Here is a 16,979-nt window from a genome sequence, read left to right on the forward strand (position 1 = left end):
GTTTTTCGGCAATGCGCCGTTTATCCTTGTGAAGCGGGGCCCGCCGCCGCGGCCGGCCCCGTTCCGTTTTCCTGTCTCAGCCCTTGAGGACTTCGACCAGCGTCTTGCCGAGGCGGGCCGGCGACGGCGAGACCCGGATGCCGGCCGATTCCATGGCGGCGATCTTGTCTTCCGCGCCACCCTTGCCGCCGGAGATGACGGCACCGGCATGGCCCATGGTGCGGCCTTCGGGCGCCGTGCGGCCGGCGATGAAGCCGACCATCGGCTTCTTGCGGCCCTTCTTGGCCTCGTCCTTGAGGAACTGCGCGGCGTCCTCTTCCGCCGAGCCGCCGATTTCGCCGATCATGATGATCGACTTGGTCTCGTCGTCGGCGAGGAACATTTCCAGCATGTCGATGAATTCGGTGCCCTTGACCGGATCGCCGCCGATGCCGACGGCCGTCGTCTGGCCAAGGCCCTCATTGGTCGTCTGGAACACGGCCTCATAGGTGAGCGTGCCGGAGCGCGAGAGAACGCCGACCGAGCCCTTCTTGAAGATATTGCCCGGCATGATGCCGATCTTGCATTCGTTCGGCGTGAGCACGCCGGGGCAGTTCGGGCCGATCAGGCGGGACTTGGACCGGTCGAGGCGCGCCTTGACCTTGACCATGTCGGCCACCGGAATGCCTTCGGTGATGCAGACGATCAGGCCGATTTCCGCGTCGATCGCCTCGATGATCGCAGCCGCGGCGCCTGCCGGCGGCACATAGATCACCGACGCATCGGCGCCGGTCGCGTCGCGGCCTTCGGCAACGGTTGCGAAGATCGGCAGGTTTTCGCCCTTGGCGCCGGTCCAGGTCTCGCCGCCCTTCTTAGGGTGGATACCGCCGACCATCTTGGTGCCGTGATAGGCCAGCGCCTGCTCGGTGTGGAAGGTGCCGGTCTTGCCGGTCAGACCCTGAACCAGGATCTTCGTGTCTTTGTTGATGAGAATGGACATGGAGCTTCCTAAAGTCGCTTGAGGTCGGTCACGGTGAGATCGCTCTTGGCGCTCCCGGTATTGAGGGTCGTCGACGGTTCGAACATCAGCACGACCGGCTCCTTGGTCAAGGAGCGCGGCCTGTGCTCAACGGCTCGCGGCACGACGATGAAATCGCCTTCGCCAAGCTCCACCGCACCGTCGCGAAAATCGATGGCGATCCTGCCACGCAGGACAAGGAAAGCCTCGTCTTCGTTTTCATGCGCATGCCAATCGAACATCTCGCCGAATTTGGCGACCTTGGCCTGCGCATCGTTGACGTCGCCGGCTATATGCGGATCGAAGACCTTGTCGATCGTCCGATCGGCCGCTTCGACGAGATTGATCTTGCGTGGCGGCATCGGCTCAGCCCTTCACAGCCTTGACGATCTTCTGGGCGGCATCGTCGAGATCATCCGCGGAAATGACGTTCAGCCCGCTCTCGTTGATGATCTTCTTGCCCAGCTCGACATTGGTGCCTTCGAGGCGCACGACGAGCGGCACTTCGAGGCCGACTTCCTTGACAGCCGCGATCACGCCTTCAGCGATGACGTCGCATTTCATGATGCCGCCGAAGATGTTGACCAGGATGCCTTTCACGGCCGGATCGGCGGTGATGATCTTGAAGGCGGCCGTGACCTTTTCCTTGGAGGCGCCGCCACCGACGTCGAGGAAGTTGGCGGGCTCTGCACCGTAGAGCTTGATGATGTCCATGGTCGCCATGGCAAGGCCGGCGCCATTGACCATGCAGCCGATATTGCCGTCGAGGGCGACATAGGCGAGGTCATATTTGGAGGCCTCGATTTCCTTGGCGTCTTCCTCGGTCGTGTCGCGCAGGGCAACCACGTCCTCGTGACGGAACAGCGCATTGCCGTCGAACGACATCTTGGCGTCGAGAACGCGCATGCGGCCGTTCTTCATGACGATCAGCGGATTGACTTCCAGAAGGCTCATATCCTTCTCGACGAAGGCCTTGTAGAGGATCGGGAACAGCTTTTCGGCATCGGCCTTGGCTTCGCCGTCCAGCTTCAGCGCCGAGGTCAGTTCCTTGAGGTTCTCCGCCGTCACGCCCTTTTCCGGATCGATCGCCACATTGATGATCTTTTCCGGCGTGTCATGGGCAACGGTCTCGATGTCCATGCCGCCTTCGGTGGAAACCACGAAGGAGACCTGGCCGACGGCGCGGTCGACGAGCAGCGACAAATAGAGTTCGCGGTCGATATCGGCGCCATCCTCGATATAGAGGCGGTTCACCTGCTTGCCGGCCTCGCCGGTCTGCTTGGTCACCAACGTATTGCCGAGCATTTCCTTGGCATGGGCCTTGGCTTCGTCGATGGAGAAGGCCAGGCGCACGCCGCCCTTGGCATCCGGGCCGAGTTCCTTGAACTTGCCCTTGCCGCGGCCGCCCGCATGGATCTGGCTCTTGACCACGTAAAGCGGGCCCGGCAGCGACTTCGCGGCGGCTTCAGCCTCGTCGGCCGAAAAGATCGCGACACCTTCCGCGACCGGTGCGCCAAAACCCTTCAGAAGAGCCTTGGCCTGATATTCATGAATGTTCATTGAACTTGCCCTAACTTGCTTATGTCATCGCGGACATAAATTTGGTGGATGTTCATCTCGTTGAGACCTGAGTTACTCAGACCAATATCTTCGCGCATTGCAAGCAAGACCCGCCCTACAGCTCTCATCGAAGCAGACGGATCAGGATCTGAGTTGCTTTTAAATTGCGATATTGCAGTTATAACCTTTGGTGATCCGTAGAATAACGCTCCACGATAGATCGCCATGAACGTGGCGTGCATCTGAACGCTCATCTCCTCCGGCGACATTTCCACACCAGCCTGTGCCTGCTTAAGTAATGAAAAAACGAGGTCATAAAATTGTGAATAAACCTCGATCTTTTTATCTCGATGAGCCTCCTTCAGAGATCGGCTCCGCTCTTTCCAAAAAGTGAAGACCACAGAAAAGACGGCCACTCCGGCCGCAATTATCGACGCCTGAACCGACTTATCAGCGGCGGAAAAAGCTCGGAAAAACACAACAAGCAGCCAGCCCCCACCCAAAATAATTGGGATGAGCAAAAGAAAACCTAAAGCCTGCTGCTTCGTTGCGCTCGACATTTAAGGACTACTTCAGGTTGGGCGCGATGGCGATGCAGGCCTCGCAGAGGCCGGCGACCGAGGCCACCGACTTGTCGAAGGCGTCCTGCTCGGCCTTGGTGAATTCGACTTCGATGATGCGCTCGACACCGCCGGCACCGATGATGGTGGGAACGCCAACGTACATGTCCTTGACGCCATACTGGCCTGTCAGGTGGGCAGCGGCGGGCAGCACGCGCTTCTTGTCCTTGAGGAAGCTGTCGGCCATCTCGATCGCCGAGGCGGCGGGCGCGTAATAGGCCGAACCGGTCTTCAAGAGGCCGACGATTTCGGCGCCGCCATCACGGGTGCGCTGGATGATTTCTTCCAGACGCTCCTTGGTGACCCAGCCCATCTTGACCAGATCGGTCAGCGGGATGCCGCCGACGGTGGAGTAGCGGGCAAGCGGCACCATCGTATCGCCATGGCCGCCGAGAACGAAGGCGGTGACGTCCTGGACGGAGACGTTGAATTCCTGGGAGAGGAACAGGCGGAAGCGCGAGCTATCGAGCACGCCGGCCATGCCGACGACCATGTTCTTCGGCAGGCCGGAGAATTTCTGCAGCGCCCAGACCATGGCGTCGAGCGGATTGGTGATGCAGATCACGAAGGCGTTCGGGGCATATTTCTTGATGCCGGCGCCGACCTGTTCCATGACCTTGAGGTTGATGCCGAGAAGATCGTCGCGGCTCATGCCGGGCTTGCGGGCAACGCCGGCGGTGACGATGCAGACATCGGCGCCTTCGATGGCGGAATAATCGCTGGCGCCGGTCAGGTTGGCATTGAAGCCTTCGACGGGCGAGGACTGCGCGATGTCGAGCCCCTTGCCCTGCGGGATGCCGTCGGCGATGTCGAACAGGACGATGTCGCCCAATTCCTTCAGGCCGGCGAGATGCGCCAGCGTGCCACCAATCATTCCAGAACCGATAAGTGCGATCTTGTTGCGCGCCATGAAAGTGCTTCCTCTTGCGATCAAATCCGACAGGCCTGATGCGGCGCAACGAGACGCCGACGATGGCAAACCTTCGGCGAAAGGACTTAAACGCCAAAATGAATTTTATCAACCACTACTTTTAGGGGGAGTAATTTCAATCGGTTAGATGATAAATTTCTTACGTAAACGTAAGATTTTTTGCCATGCTTCGGTCATGAATCCGCCGTCTCGAAGCCATGTGCCTGCGCATAATCATGGCTCTGCATCTCGATCAGGCGCGAGACGGTCCGGTCGAACTCGAAACCCTCCGTGCCCTTCCGCACTGTCAGGAGATCGATCGGTTCGGCGGCCGCCGTGGCAAAAAGCCGGGCGCCATGATCATAGAGCGTATCCACGAGCATGATGAAGCGCTTCGTCTCGTTGCGCCGCTCCGGCGTAAGATGCGGAATATGCTCGATGAACAGGGTGCGATAATGCGTCAGTATGGCAAGATAGTCGGCCGCCCCGAGCGGCTTCTGGCAGAGATCGGCAAAGGAGAAGCGGGCGCATTCGCCGGCCGCTTGCGGCACCGTGATCGAGCGGCCCTTGAACGCCACTTTGGCGGGCGCTACGACGAGCCCTGCGGTTGCCAGCGACCAGGCCGTCTCCAGCGCCTCGTCCGCCTCGGGCCCGAGCGGTGCCGTCCAGACCGGCAGGCCCTCGGTCTTTGCCAGCCGGTAATCCGTGCCGGCATCGAGCGGCACGATATCGGCATGGGCCTTCAGAAGGCCGACGAAAGGCAGGAACAGCCCCCGGTTCAAACCGTCGCGGTAGAGATCGCCCGGCTCCACATTGGAGGTCGCGACCAGCACGCAGCCCTTCGAGAACAGTTCGCCGAACAGGCGCGAAAGGATCATTGCATCGGCAATGTCGGTGACGGAGAATTCGTCGAAGCACAGGAGCCGCGCCTCGGCAAATATCTCGGCGGCGACCGGCGGCATCGGATCGGCCTGGCGCGTCTCGCCGGCCTTCAGCTTCTGCCGATGGCGGAAGATGCGCTCGTGCACATCGGCCATGAAGGCGTGGAAATGCGCCCGCCGCTTGCGCTTGATGGGCACCGTTTCGAAGAACAGGTCCATCAGCATGGTCTTGCCGCGGCCGACCCCGCCGTGAAGATAGAGGCCCTTGAGCGGCTTGTGCTCGCTCTTGCGGGCGGCAAACAGCCAGCCGAGCGCGTTCGATTTGCGCTCGGCACGGCCGGCGGCCAGTTCGGCCGAAAGAAGATCGAGCCGCCTTGCGATGGAAAGCTGGCCCTGATCGCGCCGGAGCGTTCCGGCCGCGATCAGGGCTTCCAGTTTTCGCGAAATACTGTCTTGCGGATTGGGCACGCGCTGGACCGGTCTGGTGTCGGGACGACGGCAGGAAAAAGCCCGGCGATGCCGGGCTGACTGGCTAGCGGCTGAGGCTGACGGGCTGGCCGCTATTGGTCGAGCCGTCGAAGCGTGAATCGGCCGTCTTGTAGAGGCGCGCCAGCGGATTGCCGCTGCGGTCCTTCAGCACCACCTGCTTGCCGGCCACTTCCCAGGAGCCCATGGCCGTCAGTTCGCCGGCGCAGCCGCGCGTACCGCCGCGCGAGCCGCTGCCCAGATTGGTTAGCGTCAGGAACATGTCGCAGGAACTGCCGGCATTGGCGACGCGCCAGTTGCCGACCATGGATTCCTTGGTGACATCCAGCGCCGAGGCCGCCGCCGCCGGCGAAGCCGCAGCCGTCTGGACGCCGCCGACGGTCGCCGTGCCGCTGACCGGGGCCGCCGGAAACTGCGCGCTGTTGGTAGGCGCGGCAAGCTGGCCGGAGGAGACGGTCGCCACGGGCTGCGCCTGCAAGGGTGCCGGAGAATAGCTGCTGTTGCTGAAATCGCTCATCGAGGTTCGCTGGCAACCGGCCAAAGCCAGGATAACCGCCAGTCCCGCAACCGCATCTCTTGTCCGCATGTTTCTGCTCCCGATCATGTCTGCCATGGCGTTCTGCATGGGAATATAGGCGCAATTAGCTTAAAACGAACTTTAAAATCAAGACGCGCCAGATTCTTTAAGACCTGTGGCAGGATGGAAACGGTCGGCCCTTGCCTGCGTCATCGCCGCGTGAACGCCAGAACAGTCTGCTATGGATCGCGAAAGGCGCAACACTTTCCCTCTTCTCCCCACGGGGAGAAGTGCCGAACGCAGTGAGGCGATGAGGGGGCGAAGCCAAAGCGAGAGGCGATTGGAAAGAACAGGCCTTCGGCCCCCTCATCCGCCCTTCGGGCACCTTCTCCCCGCTGGGGAGAAGGGAAGCAAGCGATATCTTACTGCAGGTGCCGGCCGGAAGATTCGAACAATCAAAGCTTCCGTTCGACCATCATCTTCTTGATCTCGCCGATCGCCTTGGCCGGGTTCAAACCCTTGGGACAGGTCTGGGCGCAGTTCATGATCGTGTGGCAGCGATAGAGGCGGAAAGGGTCCTCGAGGTCGTCCAGCCGCTCGCCCTTGGCCTCGTCTCTCGAGTCGATCAGCCAGCGATAGGCCTGCAGCAGAACGGCCGGGCCGAGATAGCGGTCGCCGTTCCACCAATAGCTCGGGCAGGAGGCGGAACAGCAGGCGCAGAGGATGCACTCGTAGAGCCCGTCGAGCTTCTGGCGGTCCTCGTGGCTCTGCTTCCATTCCTTGGCCGGCGTCGGCGAAACCGTCTTCAGCCAGGGCTCGATCGAGCGGTGCTGGGCGTAGAAATTGGTGAGGTCCGGCACCAGGTCCTTGACGACAGGCATGTGCGGCAGCGGATAGACCTTGACCGTCCCCTTCACGTCGTCCATGCCCTTGGTGCAGGCCAGCGTGTTGGTGCCGTCGATATTCATGGCGCAGGAGCCGCAAATGCCCTCGCGGCAGGAGCGGCGCAAGGTCAGCGTCGGGTCGATCTTGTTCTTGATATAGAGCAGCGCGTCGAGCACCATCGGGCCGCAATCATCGACATCGATATAGAAAGTGTCGATCGACGGATTCTTGCCGTCATCCGGGCTCCAGCGATAGATACGCAATTCGCGGGTGTTCGTGGCGCCAGCCGGCTTCGGCCAGACCTTGCCTTCGGTCATCTGCGAATTCTTGGGGAGAGCGAGTTCAACCATTCCTGTCTTCCTGTCCCGTCTCGAAGCGAGCATGGGCCGCTTCCAAACTCAAAATATGCGCGCCGAAACCGGCATTTATCGCCTTGGCCCTAAACTTTTCATCGATCGTGACCAGCACGCTGCCGGGCTCTCTCAATGCGCAGGCCAGATAGACGACATCGTAGGCCGAATGATCGAGCCTGGATGCCATCGCGAAAGCATCGTCAATCAACGCTTGCGACGGAATGATCCGCGTGAAGGCCCGCCCGAGGTTCTGGATGGATATCATCGCCTGCGATTCCGCGATCAGACCCGAACGCACCTTCCTTCTCAAGACGTTTCCAACCTCCGGAAAGATCAGGTCGGGGGCGATCAGCCGGTTCGGATTCTCGGCAATGGCGACGGCCTTGCGGTGTCCGGGTTCTTCAACGAACCACAGCACCGCGACCGAGGCATCCACGACGAAGATCAACGATCACGATCCTCTCTGAGCATTTCCAGACTGCTTGTCTGCTCGACACCTTTCGGCGTCATGGCAGCGATCTTCCTTGCAATATCCGCGAACGATTCCCGTTTCGGCTGGCCATCGACGGCTTGGCGAAGGAGATAAGCGATCTCCTCTTCCATGGAACGGTCGTTGTTCCTCGCCAGATCCTCGATCCTCGTGCGCAGTTCGTCTTCTATCCTTATGTTCATCTCACCCATGACAGGACACCTCGCACATTGTCACCACGGCGAACCATCCTGCCATAACCCGCCTCAATACACACGCGCCTTCGGCTCGATCTTGTACGGGTCGATGCCTTCGGCCAGCAGTTGCGTATGCACCGGCCGGTAGTCGAGCCTCACCTCGCCCGCCTCGTTCACCCAGGAGAGCGTGTGCTTGCGCCAGTTGACGTCGTCGCGGCCGGCGAAGGGGCCGTCGACATAATCCTCGCGCGCATGGCTCCCGCGGCTTTCCTTGCGGGCCTCGGCGCCGTAGACCGTGGTGATGGCATTGGCCATCAGGTTTTCCAGTTCCAGCGTCTCGACGAGATCGGAATTCCAGATCATCGAGCGGTCGGTGACCTTGATATCGGGCAGTTCCTGCCAGATCGCGCTCATCCGCTTGCAGCCGCTTTCCAGCGATTCCTGCGCGCGGAACACGGCCGCGTCCTCCTGCATGGTGCGCTGCATCTTTTCACGCAATACCGCCGTCGGCGTGCTGCCATTGGCATGGCGCAGCTTGTCGAAGCGCGCCATGATCTTCTCGCTGGCCTTTTCGTTGACCGGCGGGATGGATGACGCCCGGTCGATGACCTCGCCGGCGCGGATGGCGGCGGCGCGGCCGAAGACCACGAGATCGATCAGCGAATTGGAGCCAAGCCGGTTGGCGCCGTGCACCGAGGCGCAACCGGCCTCACCGACGGCCATCAGGCCGGGAATGATCCGCTCCGGATTGGCGCTGTCGGCGTTGAGCACTTCGCCCCAGTAATTGGTGGGGATGCCGCCCATATTGTAATGCACGGTCGGCAGCACCGGGATCGGCTCGCGCGTCACGTCGACGCCGGCAAAGATCTTGGCGCTCTCGGAAATCCCCGGCAGGCGCTCGTGCAGCACGGCCGGGTCGAGATGGTCGAGATGCAGATAGATATGGTCCTTGTTCTTGCCGACGCCGCGTCCCTCGCGGATTTCGAGCGTCATGCAGCGCGAGACGACGTCGCGCGAGGCAAGGTCCTTGGCGGACGGTGCGTAGCGCTCCATGAAGCGCTCGCCCTCGGAATTGACGAGATAGCCGCCCTCGCCGCGCGCGCCCTCGGTGATCAGGCAGCCGGCGCCATAGATGCCGGTCGGGTGGAACTGCACGAACTCCATGTCCTGGAGCGGCAGGCCGGCGCGCGCGATCATGCCGCCGCCGTCGCCGGTGCAGGTATGGGCCGAAGTCGCCGAGAAATAGGCGCGGCCATAGCCGCCGGTCGCCAGCACCACCATCTTGGCGGCGAAGCGATGGATCGTGCCATCGTCGAGATTCCAGGCAACGACGCCGGTGCAATGGCTGCCGTCGTCCGACATCATCAGGTCGAGCGCGAAATATTCGATGAAGAATTCGGCATTATGCTTCAGCGATTGGCCATAGAGCGTGTGCAGGATGGCATGGCCGGTGCGGTCGGCAGCGGCACAGGTGCGCTGCACCGGCGGGCCTTCGCCGTAATTCTGCATATGGCCGCCGAACGGCCGCTGGTAGATCTTGCCTTCCGCATTGCGCGAGAAGGGCACGCCGTAATGCTCGAGCTCGTAGACGGCCTTCGGCGCTTCCATGGCGAGATACTGCATGGCATCGACATCGCCAAGCCAGTCGGAACCCTTGACCGTGTCGTAGAGATGCCACTGCCAACTGTCCGGCGTCATGTTCTGCAGCGAGGCGGCGATGCCACCCTGGGCCGCCACCGTGTGCGAGCGCGTCGGGAAGACCTTGGTCACGCAGGCCGTCTTGAAGCCCTGTTCGGCCATGCCGAGCGCGGCGCGCAGGCCGGCGCCGCCGGCACCCACGACGACGACGTCGAAGGAATGGTCGACATAGGTATAGGCCTTGCCGGCCTGAGCGGGTGAACTGTTGGTTGCCATCTGATTATCCCGCAAATGCAATCTTCAGAGCGGCAAGCAGACAGAGGCCGCCGACGATATAGGAAAAGAAACTGTTGAGGACGAGAAGCGAGAGCTTCAGGCCTTCGGAATGGAAATAGTCCTGGATGATCTCTTCCATGCCGAGCTTCATGTGGATGATGCCGGCAAGGATGGTGAGCACGGTGATCACCGAGACGAAGGGATTGGCAAGCGCCGCGATCACCTCTTCATAGGGCCGGCCGGCATAGCAGATCAGGAAGACCACGTAGAACAGGATGAGCGGCACCAGCGCCAGCGACGTCGTACGGACGCGCCAGAAATGCTCGGTGCCGGATTTGGCCGAGCCGAGCCCGCGAACCTTGCCCAGTGGCGTGCGCATATCCATCAGCAAAATCCCTTAAACGAACAAGAACACGGCTGCCCAGACGAGCAGCGTCAGGACAACCGAAGCAACGAGATTGGCGATCGCCAGCCTGTTGGCGAAATGCTTCTCGTAGCCCATTCCCACATCCCACATGATATGGCGCAAGCCGCCGATAAGGTGATGGATGAGCGCCCAGGTATAGCCGATCAGCACGAGCTGGCCGATGATGCTTCCGAACAGCCAGTTGACCCGGTCGAAATGCTCGGCGCCGGAGGCGGCCGCGATCAGCCAGGCGGCAACAAGGATGGTGCCGACATAGAGCGCCGCGCCGGTGATGCGGTGCAGGATGGACATGGCCATCGTCGGCACGAACTTGTAGATTTGCAGATGCGGCGAGAGCGGCCGGCTTTTGGTGACATTCGTCATCTGAACCTCACGGAGAAACCGGACGGGAGCTCAGAAAACTGGACTATTTCCATCCGGTATCGCACCTGATTGTGCGCAATTCATTCAGTCGTGGTTTAATCACCCTAATCATTAACGACAAGTGTGTTTGCAGTGCAAAATCAATTTAATCGATTAGACGAAAGCCGCATGGAACCGGCCGGAAGCGGCCGGCTGCGTTAAGGATAACGCGAAAAACTCCGCGACCACCCGTGACTTTTGCGGGAAACAGGCCCAGATTGCACTTTAAGGATCTGTTAACCGTGTTCCGGAGGTCTGCCGTCATGCGTTCATTCACTCTGCCTCACCCAACCAAAGCCATGGTCGCGGCCTGCCTTGCCATCCTGTCCGCCCTCGTCATCCTGTCGGCCAGCAGTTTTGCCGAGGCACGCGATCGCGGCGAAGGCCATTTCAAACGCCGTGGTCACGACCGGCCCCACCATCAGCGCCAGGAGGCCATTTCCGGCATCAATGCCGACCGCCATCACCGTCACCGCGACCGCGATGTCTGGCTCTCCGGCCGCAACGCCGAGCGACATTTCGACCGGCGGGACGACCGATATTCCGATCGCCGGCATTTCGACCGCGACCGCCGGCCGGATAGCAGGATCGTCATCCGCGAATACCGGGATCGCTCCGGGCGCCGCGATGACGAAAGCAATTTTCCGTCGCAGTCGCGGGGCGGCACCTATTTCGGCGGGCTGTCGGCCTGGACCGATCCCGGCAACGGCATCTATTTCAGTTCCGAACGCGGCGGCTATGGCTACGGCACCTATGACGGCGAAACGGTTTATCCCCCGTCGCGCCCGAAGATCATCCATGTGAACCCCAGGACCGCCAGCCGCGCCTGCTCCTACGAGGCCGGTGTCTGCGTCATTCGCAGGTAGCGAATTTAAAGTTTAAGAAAACCGCCAGACCGTGGTGCTCTTCACCTCGCTGTCCTCCAGCGCCCGCGTCACCGGCACCTGATAGGTCGCCAGTTTCTCCATGCGCTCGCGCGGGCAATAGGCACGGCCGGGATCGCCAACCAGGATCTCGGCCCCTTTCGCGGCGAGCGCCGCAAACCAGGGAATGAGGCGCTCGGCAAAACCCCTGTCGTAAAAGACGTCGCCGGCCAGATAGATATCGGCGGCCCGCGCCGCGCCGATGATATCGGCAGAGGCGAAGGACACCTTAACCCCGTTCAGCACCGCATTGAGCCGCACCGCCGTTTCCGCCCAGGGATCGATATCGACGGCAAGCACCGACGCCGCCCCCGCCTTCATGGCGGCGATCGCCACGAGCCCGGAGCCGGAGGCGAAGTCCAACACCCGCTTGCCCGCGACCAGGTCGGGATGGTCAAGCAGATGCCGCGACAGCCCCTGCCCGCCCGCCCAGGCAAAGGCCCAGAACGGCGGCGGCAGGCCGATCTCCTCCAGCTCCTCCTCCGTCTTCAGCCACAGCCCATGCGCCTCGCTCGCCAGATGCAACCGCACCTCCGCCACATGCGGCGGCGCCATGATCTCGGTATTCGCCAGGATGAAGGTCTCGGGATCGGTTTTCACGGATGGGTTTCCGGTTGATGCGCATGGCACAAAAGCCCCTCATCCGGCCTGTCGGCCACCTTCTACCCGTGAACGGGGAGAAGGGACAAGCGGCGAACTCCGGCTTCCTGCAAGAGAATGACGGTATCTTATTAGGAATGACAAAGCCCGCCACGCATCCCTTCTCCCCGCCTGCGGGGAGAAGGTGGCCGACAGGCCGGACGAGGGCTTTTGCGGTCACCGCGGCGGGTCGCTCAATCCGCCCAGCCGGCAGATTTCCAGATACTCCGCCTCGGTCACCGGCTGCACCGAAAGCCGCATCGAGGTGACCAGCGCCATGGTCTCGAACTTCGGATTGGCCTTGATCTCCTTCAGCGAAATCGGCGTCGGCAGGTCGCAGACCGCGCGGATATCGACGCAGTCCCAGCGCGCATCGCCGTCCGCTGTCGAATCCGGATGCGACAGCGCGCAGACTTCGGTGATCCCGACGATCTCCAGCCCCTCGTTGGAATGGTAGAAGAAGCCCTTGTCGCCGATCTGCATGGCCCGCATATGGTTGCGCGCCAGGTAGTTGCGCACGCCGGTCCATTCGGTGCCCTTGTCACCGGCGTCTTTCTGCATCGCCCAGGACCATTTGAACGGTTCGGACTTGTAGAGCCAATATGCCAAGATCATGCCTCCGGATTGTTGAAGACCCAGTTCCAGGGCCTGATCTCGACCTTGGAAAACAGGCCGGCCGTGGCATAGGGATCGGCGGCGGCAATGGCGCCGGCCTCTTCCGCCGTCTCCGCCCGGATCACCACCAGGCTACCGTCCGGCTTGCCGGCCGCGTCGAGAAACGGCCCGGCGAAACCGAGCACGCCCTTGGCATTGAGCTCGTTGAGAAAGTCGAGATGGGCCGGGCGCGTATCCATCCGCACCTGCAGGGCATTCGGCTTGTCTGTGCACAGAACGGCAAACAGCATGGTTCGTCTCCTTGGTCTTATCCTGATATCTATTCCTGGGTGATCGGCCGCGACATCAGCTGCTCCAGCGCTGTCGCCACATCGGTCTTTCCCTCGATGATGGCCGCGACCGCTTCGGTCACCGGCATGTCGACACCGAGCTGCCGTGCGACATTGGCGGCAACGGAGGCTGCAAAGGCGCCCTCGACCAGTTCGCCCGTCGCCTCGCCGGCCCGGCCGCTTTTGCCGAGCGCGATGCCGTAGCGCAGATTGCGAGACTGGTGGCTGGTCGCCGTCAGCACGAGGTCGCCGAGGCCGGAAAGCCCGCGCACCGTGTCGGCCTCGCCGCCGCGCGCCGCAACGAAGCGCGACATTTCCGCAAGTCCGCGTGAAATCAGCGCCGCGCGGGCGGAATCGCCGAGCCCGGCGCCTTCGACGATGCCGCAGGCAATCGCCAGCACGTTCTTCAGCGCGCCGCCCAACTGCACGCCGGTCCGATCAGTCGAGGGATAGAGCCGAAAGCTCGTGCCGGACAGGGCTTCGGCGAGAGCCGTGGCGCGCGCGAGATCGGCGGCGGCAACCACCATGGCGGTCGGCAAGCCCCGGGCGATATCGGCGGCGAAACCGGGGCCCGAAAGGACGGCGATCGGGTGTGTCGGCAGCTCCTCCGCGACCACGTCGGTCAGAAGCCGGCCGCTGGCCTGCTCCATGCCCTTGGCGCAGATGACGAGATCCGCATCTTCGGCGACCAGCCCGTTGAGCGAGCGGCACGCCGCGCGCTGCGCCTGCGAGGGCATGGCGAGTAGCACGATGCCGGCCTCTTCCAGCACCGCCGGATCGCTCGACACCCGCAATGAACGCGGCAGGTCGATGCCCGGCAGGGCGCTGTCGTTGCGGCCGGTCCGCCTGAAATCAGCGGCGATGCTTTCGCGGCGGCAAAGCAGCGTCACCGGCCGCTTGGCCGTGGCGGCGGCAACGGCGGCAAGCGCCGTTCCGAAGGCGCCGGAACCGATGACCACGACGGCAGCCTGTTCTTTCGCCATCATGCCTTCGCTCCCCGCTTGCCAAAGCCGACCAGCGCCTTGGCATCGGCATCGAGCGGCCAGCGCGAGCGCGGCGCGACATCGAGTTCGTCGGCCGGCAGGCCAGCCGCCAGCCGCTCGGCTCCCGCCCAGGCGATCATCGCCGCATTGTCGGTGCACAGCTCAAGCGGCGGCGCGACGAAGCGGAAACGGTTGCGGTCGCACAGATCCTGAAGCGTGGCGCGCAGCACCTGATTGGCCGCAACGCCGCCGGCCACCACCAGTGCCGGGTCCGCGACGACACCTGCGAATTCCTCGCTGAAGCGCGCCAGTCCGCGGCCGATGCGATCTTTCAGGGTTCGCGAGATCGCCGTCTGGAACGAGGCGCAGATATCGGCGATATCCTGGTCGCTCACCGGCGCGATCGACTGCGCCGCTTGCCGCACCGCGGTCTTCAGGCCGGAAAAGGAAAAATCGAGCCGCGCCTCGCCCACCAGCGGACGCGGGAAGGAAAACCGCTGCGGATCGCCCTGTCTAGCCGCCTTTTCCACCGCCGGTCCGCCCGGATAGGGCAGGCCCAGAAGCTTGGCCGTCTTGTCGAAGGCCTCGCCCAGCGCGTCGTCGATGGTGGTGCCCCAGCGCTCGTAGACGCCGATATCGCGCACAAGGATCAATTGCGTATGGCCGCCGGAAACGAGCAGCATCAGATAGGGAAATGAAAGCCCGTCGGTCAGACGCGCCGTCAGCGCGTGGCCTTCCAGATGGTTGATGGCATAGAGCGGTTTTGCCGCAGCCCTGGCGATCGCCTTGCCGGTCATCAGCCCGACGAGCAGCCCGCCGATCAGGCCGGGGCCGCTGGTGGCGGCGATCGCATCCACGTCCGCAAGCGTGACGCCGGCGCGCGAAAGCGCTTCCTCGATCAGCGTATCGAGCGCTTCGACATGGGCGCGGGCGGCGATTTCCGGCACGACGCCGCCATAGAGGCTGTGTTCCTCCAGTTGGCTCAGCACCACGTCGCTGGCGATCTCGCCACGTCCGTCCTCGTCGCGCAGCACCACGGAAGCGGCGGTTTCGTCGCAGCTTGTTTCTATGCCGAGGATGCGGATGGGCGCGGACATGGCCGTTGCTCGAATGTTGCGGTCGCGGGGAAAGGCGGATACAGGGAACTCCGGTAACAACGGATGGCAGCGGATGCAAACAAAACCTTTCCGGATCGGCACGCGGGGCAGCCCGCTGGCGCTCGCGCAGGCCCATGAGGCGCGCGACCGGCTGATGGCCGCTCATGGCCTGCCGGCCGAAATGTTCGAGATCGTCGTCCTGTCCACGATGGGCGACCGGATCACCGATCGCTCGCTGGCGCAGATCGGCGGCAAGGGCCTGTTCACCCAGGAAATCGAGGATCTGCTGCTCTCCGGCGGCCTCGATATCGCCGTCCATTCTTCCAAGGACATGCCGACCAAACTGCCCGACGGCCTGTTCCTGTCCGCCTATCTGCCGCGGGAAGACCCCCGCGACGCCTTTATCGGCCGCACCGCGCCGACACTCATGGACCTTCCGAAAGGTGCTGTGGTCGGCTCCTCCTCGCTGCGCCGCCAGGCGCTGATCCGGCGACTGCGCCCGGATATCGAGGTCGTCATCTTCCGCGGCCAGGTCGATACGCGGCTGCGCAAGCTTGCGGAAGGCCAGGTCGATGCGACGCTGCTCGCCTTTGCCGGCCTGAAGCGGCTCGGCAAGGACCATGTCCCCACCGAACTGCTTGATCCCGAGGGCTTTCCGCCGGCCCCGGCGCAAGGCGCCATCTGCATCGAAAGCCGCGTCGGCGACGAGAGGATCAACACGCTGCTTGCGGCGGTCGACCATGCCGAGACCCATGAGGCGGTGACCTGCGAGCGCGCCTTCCTCGAAGCGCTCGACGGCTCCTGCCGCACCCCGATCGCCGGCTATGCCGTCTCCGAGGGCGGCGCCCTGCGCTTCACCGGCATGATCCTGACCCCGGACGGCAGCCTGCACTACCGGATTACCGCCGAGGGCCGGTCCAGCGAGGCCGAGAAGATCGGCAGACAGGCAGGCGAGGATATTCGCGGCCAGGCCGGCCCGGACTTCTTCGCAAGCTGGGTCTGAGCCCATGCTCAAGCCCCTGCGCATCCTCGTCACCCGGCCGCAACCGGCGGCAGTGACGACGGCGGCACGGCTGGAAGCGCTCGGCCATCACCCCATCCTCCTGCCGGTGATGCAGGCGGCCCACCGGCCGCAAGCGGCGCTTGCGGCGCTGTCCCTGCCGCACACCGCCCTTGCCGTGACCAGCGCCCAGGCGGTCCACGCGCTTGCGCCGAACCGGGCGGAGCTTTTGCCGCATCTTGATACGCCGATCTTCTGCGTCGGCCAGGCGACGGCGCAAGCCGCCGCCGATCTCGGCTTTCGAACCGTCATCGCCGGCCCCGGCACCGGAAAGGGGCTGGCCCGGCTGGTCATCGAGACCCAAGCCGCGACAAAAAGCCCCGTCTCGCTCGTCTATCTCGCCCGCCTGCCGCGCTCGCCCGATTTCGAGGACATCCTGCAACAGGCGGGCATTGCCTGCCGGGCGGTGGAGGTCTACGGCATGTCGCCGATCCCCAGGGCACCGGGCGAGGTCGCAAACCTGTTCGAAACGCGCCGACCGGACACCATCCTGTTCTATTCGCAGGAGACCGCCAGCCGGTTCTTTACGCTCTGCGGCCAGGAAAACGACTTGGAAAACCCTTCGATGTTTCGCGGCATCCGCATGCTCTGCCTCAGCGATCATGTCGCCGCCGCCATCCCACCGGGCCATCCCGTCGCCGTCGCGGCGGAGCCCAGCGAAGACAGCCTGTTTTCCCTGCTCTGATCCACCGTGCCGACCGCCCCTCGGCACGGA

At 63.1% G+C, this 16,979-nt stretch carries 21 protein-coding genes; 3 read left to right on the forward strand and 18 right to left on the reverse strand.

What is annotated here, in order from left to right:
- Positions 1 to 76: 76 nt before the first annotated feature.
- The 13 genes from sucD to sdhC all read right to left on the reverse strand — a co-directional run bounded on the left by sucD (position 77) and on the right by sdhC (position 10,579).
- A complete protein-coding gene (gene sucD / locus ASD31_RS04350; RefSeq protein ID WP_056329902.1) occupies positions 77 to 979 on the reverse strand; it encodes a succinate--CoA ligase subunit alpha in 903 nt (300 codons plus the stop codon).
- Positions 980 to 987: 8 nt separating this feature from the next.
- Entirely contained in the window at positions 988 to 1,359 is a 372-nt protein-coding gene (locus ASD31_RS04355) for a cupin domain-containing protein (protein ID WP_056329905.1), read from the reverse strand.
- Positions 1,360 to 1,363: 4 nt separating this feature from the next.
- Positions 1,364 to 2,557 carry an ADP-forming succinate--CoA ligase subunit beta gene (sucC, locus tag ASD31_RS04360; protein WP_056329907.1) on the reverse strand — a complete coding sequence of 398 codons (1,194 nt, stop codon included), beginning with the start codon at positions 2,555 to 2,557 and terminating at the stop codon, positions 1,364 to 1,366.
- A complete protein-coding gene (locus tag ASD31_RS04365) occupies positions 2,554 to 3,117 on the reverse strand; it encodes a hypothetical protein (RefSeq protein WP_056329910.1) in 564 nt (187 codons plus the stop codon). The genes sucC and ASD31_RS04365 overlap by 4 nt, the downstream gene beginning before the upstream one ends.
- A 7-nt stretch (positions 3,118 to 3,124) precedes the next feature.
- The gene (gene mdh, locus ASD31_RS04370) at positions 3,125 to 4,087 is read right to left on the reverse strand and encodes a malate dehydrogenase (protein WP_056329913.1); all 963 of its coding nucleotides are present in this window, start codon (positions 4,085 to 4,087) and stop codon (positions 3,125 to 3,127) included.
- Positions 4,088 to 4,281: 194 nt separating this feature from the next.
- On the reverse strand, positions 4,282 to 5,436 hold the full coding sequence (gene zapE, locus ASD31_RS04375; protein ID WP_056329916.1) for a cell division protein ZapE: 1,155 nt from the start codon (positions 5,434 to 5,436) through the stop codon (positions 4,282 to 4,284).
- 64 nt (positions 5,437 to 5,500) lie between these two features.
- On the reverse strand, positions 5,501 to 6,040 hold the full coding sequence (locus tag ASD31_RS04380) for a protease inhibitor Inh/omp19 family protein (protein ID WP_056330053.1): 540 nt from the start codon (positions 6,038 to 6,040) through the stop codon (positions 5,501 to 5,503).
- 386 nt (positions 6,041 to 6,426) lie between these two features.
- Complete coding sequence (locus tag ASD31_RS04385; protein WP_056329918.1) at positions 6,427 to 7,206, reverse strand: succinate dehydrogenase iron-sulfur subunit; 780 nt, start codon at positions 7,204 to 7,206, stop codon at positions 6,427 to 6,429.
- Positions 7,199 to 7,645 (reverse strand): type II toxin-antitoxin system VapC family toxin, encoded by a 447-nt coding sequence (locus ASD31_RS04390; RefSeq protein WP_162251133.1) that lies wholly within the window; start codon positions 7,643 to 7,645, stop codon positions 7,199 to 7,201. The genes ASD31_RS04385 and ASD31_RS04390 overlap by 8 nt, the downstream gene beginning before the upstream one ends.
- An 8-nt stretch (positions 7,646 to 7,653) precedes the next feature.
- Positions 7,654 to 7,890 (reverse strand): Arc family DNA-binding protein, encoded by a 237-nt coding sequence (locus ASD31_RS04395; protein ID WP_056329923.1) that lies wholly within the window; start codon positions 7,888 to 7,890, stop codon positions 7,654 to 7,656.
- A gap of 54 nt (positions 7,891 to 7,944) precedes the next feature.
- Positions 7,945 to 9,789, reverse strand: a complete 1,845-nt coding sequence (gene sdhA, locus ASD31_RS04400; protein ID WP_056329925.1) for a succinate dehydrogenase flavoprotein subunit — start codon at positions 9,787 to 9,789, stop codon at positions 7,945 to 7,947.
- Between the two features lie 4 nt (positions 9,790 to 9,793).
- Complete coding sequence (gene sdhD / locus ASD31_RS04405; protein ID WP_056329928.1) at positions 9,794 to 10,174, reverse strand: succinate dehydrogenase, hydrophobic membrane anchor protein; 381 nt, start codon at positions 10,172 to 10,174, stop codon at positions 9,794 to 9,796.
- A 12-nt stretch (positions 10,175 to 10,186) separates the two neighbouring features.
- The gene (sdhC, locus tag ASD31_RS04410; RefSeq protein WP_056329929.1) at positions 10,187 to 10,579 is read right to left on the reverse strand and encodes a succinate dehydrogenase, cytochrome b556 subunit; all 393 of its coding nucleotides are present in this window, start codon (positions 10,577 to 10,579) and stop codon (positions 10,187 to 10,189) included.
- A 302-nt stretch (positions 10,580 to 10,881) separates the two neighbouring features.
- On the opposite strand from sdhC, the gene ASD31_RS04415 reads away from it, so the two are divergent.
- The gene (locus tag ASD31_RS04415) at positions 10,882 to 11,484 is read left to right on the forward strand and encodes a hypothetical protein (RefSeq protein WP_156392507.1); all 603 of its coding nucleotides are present in this window, start codon (positions 10,882 to 10,884) and stop codon (positions 11,482 to 11,484) included.
- Between the two features lie 12 nt (positions 11,485 to 11,496).
- Here ASD31_RS04415 and ASD31_RS04420 read toward each other — a convergent pair whose 3' ends face one another.
- From ASD31_RS04420 to tsaD, 5 genes are all read right to left on the reverse strand, one after another.
- Positions 11,497 to 12,141 carry a class I SAM-dependent methyltransferase gene (locus tag ASD31_RS04420; RefSeq protein WP_056329935.1) on the reverse strand — a complete coding sequence of 215 codons (645 nt, stop codon included), beginning with the start codon at positions 12,139 to 12,141 and terminating at the stop codon, positions 11,497 to 11,499.
- Positions 12,142 to 12,357: 216 nt separating this feature from the next.
- Complete coding sequence (locus tag ASD31_RS04425) at positions 12,358 to 12,789, reverse strand: EVE domain-containing protein (protein WP_056330056.1); 432 nt, start codon at positions 12,787 to 12,789, stop codon at positions 12,358 to 12,360.
- A gap of 2 nt (positions 12,790 to 12,791) precedes the next feature.
- Positions 12,792 to 13,085, reverse strand: a complete 294-nt coding sequence (locus ASD31_RS04430; protein WP_056329936.1) for a YciI-like protein — start codon at positions 13,083 to 13,085, stop codon at positions 12,792 to 12,794.
- A gap of 29 nt (positions 13,086 to 13,114) precedes the next feature.
- A complete protein-coding gene (locus ASD31_RS04435; protein WP_056329939.1) occupies positions 13,115 to 14,110 on the reverse strand; it encodes an NAD(P)H-dependent glycerol-3-phosphate dehydrogenase in 996 nt (331 codons plus the stop codon).
- A complete protein-coding gene (gene tsaD, locus ASD31_RS04440; protein ID WP_056329941.1) occupies positions 14,107 to 15,204 on the reverse strand; it encodes a tRNA (adenosine(37)-N6)-threonylcarbamoyltransferase complex transferase subunit TsaD in 1,098 nt (365 codons plus the stop codon). Before tsaD ends, ASD31_RS04435 begins: the two co-directional genes overlap by 4 nt.
- A gap of 73 nt (positions 15,205 to 15,277) precedes the next feature.
- Between tsaD and hemC the strand changes: the two genes are divergently transcribed.
- Entirely contained in the window at positions 15,278 to 16,207 is a 930-nt protein-coding gene (gene hemC, locus ASD31_RS04445; protein WP_056329944.1) for a hydroxymethylbilane synthase, read from the forward strand.
- Between the two features lie 4 nt (positions 16,208 to 16,211).
- The gene (locus ASD31_RS04450; RefSeq protein ID WP_082520408.1) at positions 16,212 to 16,949 is read left to right on the forward strand and encodes a uroporphyrinogen-III synthase; all 738 of its coding nucleotides are present in this window, start codon (positions 16,212 to 16,214) and stop codon (positions 16,947 to 16,949) included.
- Positions 16,950 to 16,979 lie beyond the last annotated feature (30 nt).

Source organism: Rhizobium sp. Root482 (assembly GCF_001426565.1).
In the GTDB taxonomy this organism is placed as follows: Bacteria; Pseudomonadota; Alphaproteobacteria; order Rhizobiales; family Rhizobiaceae; genus Pararhizobium.

Excerpts from the sequence above, each read along its gene's own strand:
- ASD31_RS04435 (WP_056329939.1), bottom strand. The coding sequence starts at position 14,110 with ATGATGGCGAAAGAACAGGCTGCCGTCGTGGTCATCGGTTCCGGCGCC.
- ASD31_RS04365 (WP_056329910.1), bottom strand. The coding sequence starts at position 3,117 with ATGTCGAGCGCAACGAAGCAGCAGGCTTTAGGTTTTCTTTTGCTCATC.
- ASD31_RS04355 (WP_056329905.1), bottom strand. The coding sequence starts at position 1,359 with ATGCCGCCACGCAAGATCAATCTCGTCGAAGCGGCCGATCGGACGATC.
- sdhC (WP_056329929.1), bottom strand. The coding sequence starts at position 10,579 with ATGACGAATGTCACCAAAAGCCGGCCGCTCTCGCCGCATCTGCAAATC.
- ASD31_RS04395 (WP_056329923.1), bottom strand. The coding sequence starts at position 7,890 with ATGGGTGAGATGAACATAAGGATAGAAGACGAACTGCGCACGAGGATC.
- ASD31_RS04430 (WP_056329936.1), bottom strand. The coding sequence starts at position 13,085 with ATGCTGTTTGCCGTTCTGTGCACAGACAAGCCGAATGCCCTGCAGGTG.
- mdh (WP_056329913.1), bottom strand. The coding sequence starts at position 4,087 with ATGGCGCGCAACAAGATCGCACTTATCGGTTCTGGAATGATTGGTGGC.
- ASD31_RS04450 (WP_082520408.1), top strand. The coding sequence starts at position 16,212 with ATGCTCAAGCCCCTGCGCATCCTCGTCACCCGGCCGCAACCGGCGGCA.
- ASD31_RS04415 (WP_156392507.1), top strand. The coding sequence starts at position 10,882 with ATGCGTTCATTCACTCTGCCTCACCCAACCAAAGCCATGGTCGCGGCC.
- tsaD (WP_056329941.1), bottom strand. The coding sequence starts at position 15,204 with ATGTCCGCGCCCATCCGCATCCTCGGCATAGAAACAAGCTGCGACGAA.
- hemC (WP_056329944.1), top strand. The coding sequence starts at position 15,278 with ATGCAAACAAAACCTTTCCGGATCGGCACGCGGGGCAGCCCGCTGGCG.
- ASD31_RS04385 (WP_056329918.1), bottom strand. The coding sequence starts at position 7,206 with ATGGTTGAACTCGCTCTCCCCAAGAATTCGCAGATGACCGAAGGCAAG.
- sdhD (WP_056329928.1), bottom strand. The coding sequence starts at position 10,174 with ATGGATATGCGCACGCCACTGGGCAAGGTTCGCGGGCTCGGCTCGGCC.
- sucC (WP_056329907.1), bottom strand. The coding sequence starts at position 2,557 with ATGAACATTCATGAATATCAGGCCAAGGCTCTTCTGAAGGGTTTTGGC.
- sdhA (WP_056329925.1), bottom strand. The coding sequence starts at position 9,789 with ATGGCAACCAACAGTTCACCCGCTCAGGCCGGCAAGGCCTATACCTAT.
- sucD (WP_056329902.1), bottom strand. The coding sequence starts at position 979 with ATGTCCATTCTCATCAACAAAGACACGAAGATCCTGGTTCAGGGTCTG.
- ASD31_RS04380 (WP_056330053.1), bottom strand. The coding sequence starts at position 6,040 with ATGCGGACAAGAGATGCGGTTGCGGGACTGGCGGTTATCCTGGCTTTG.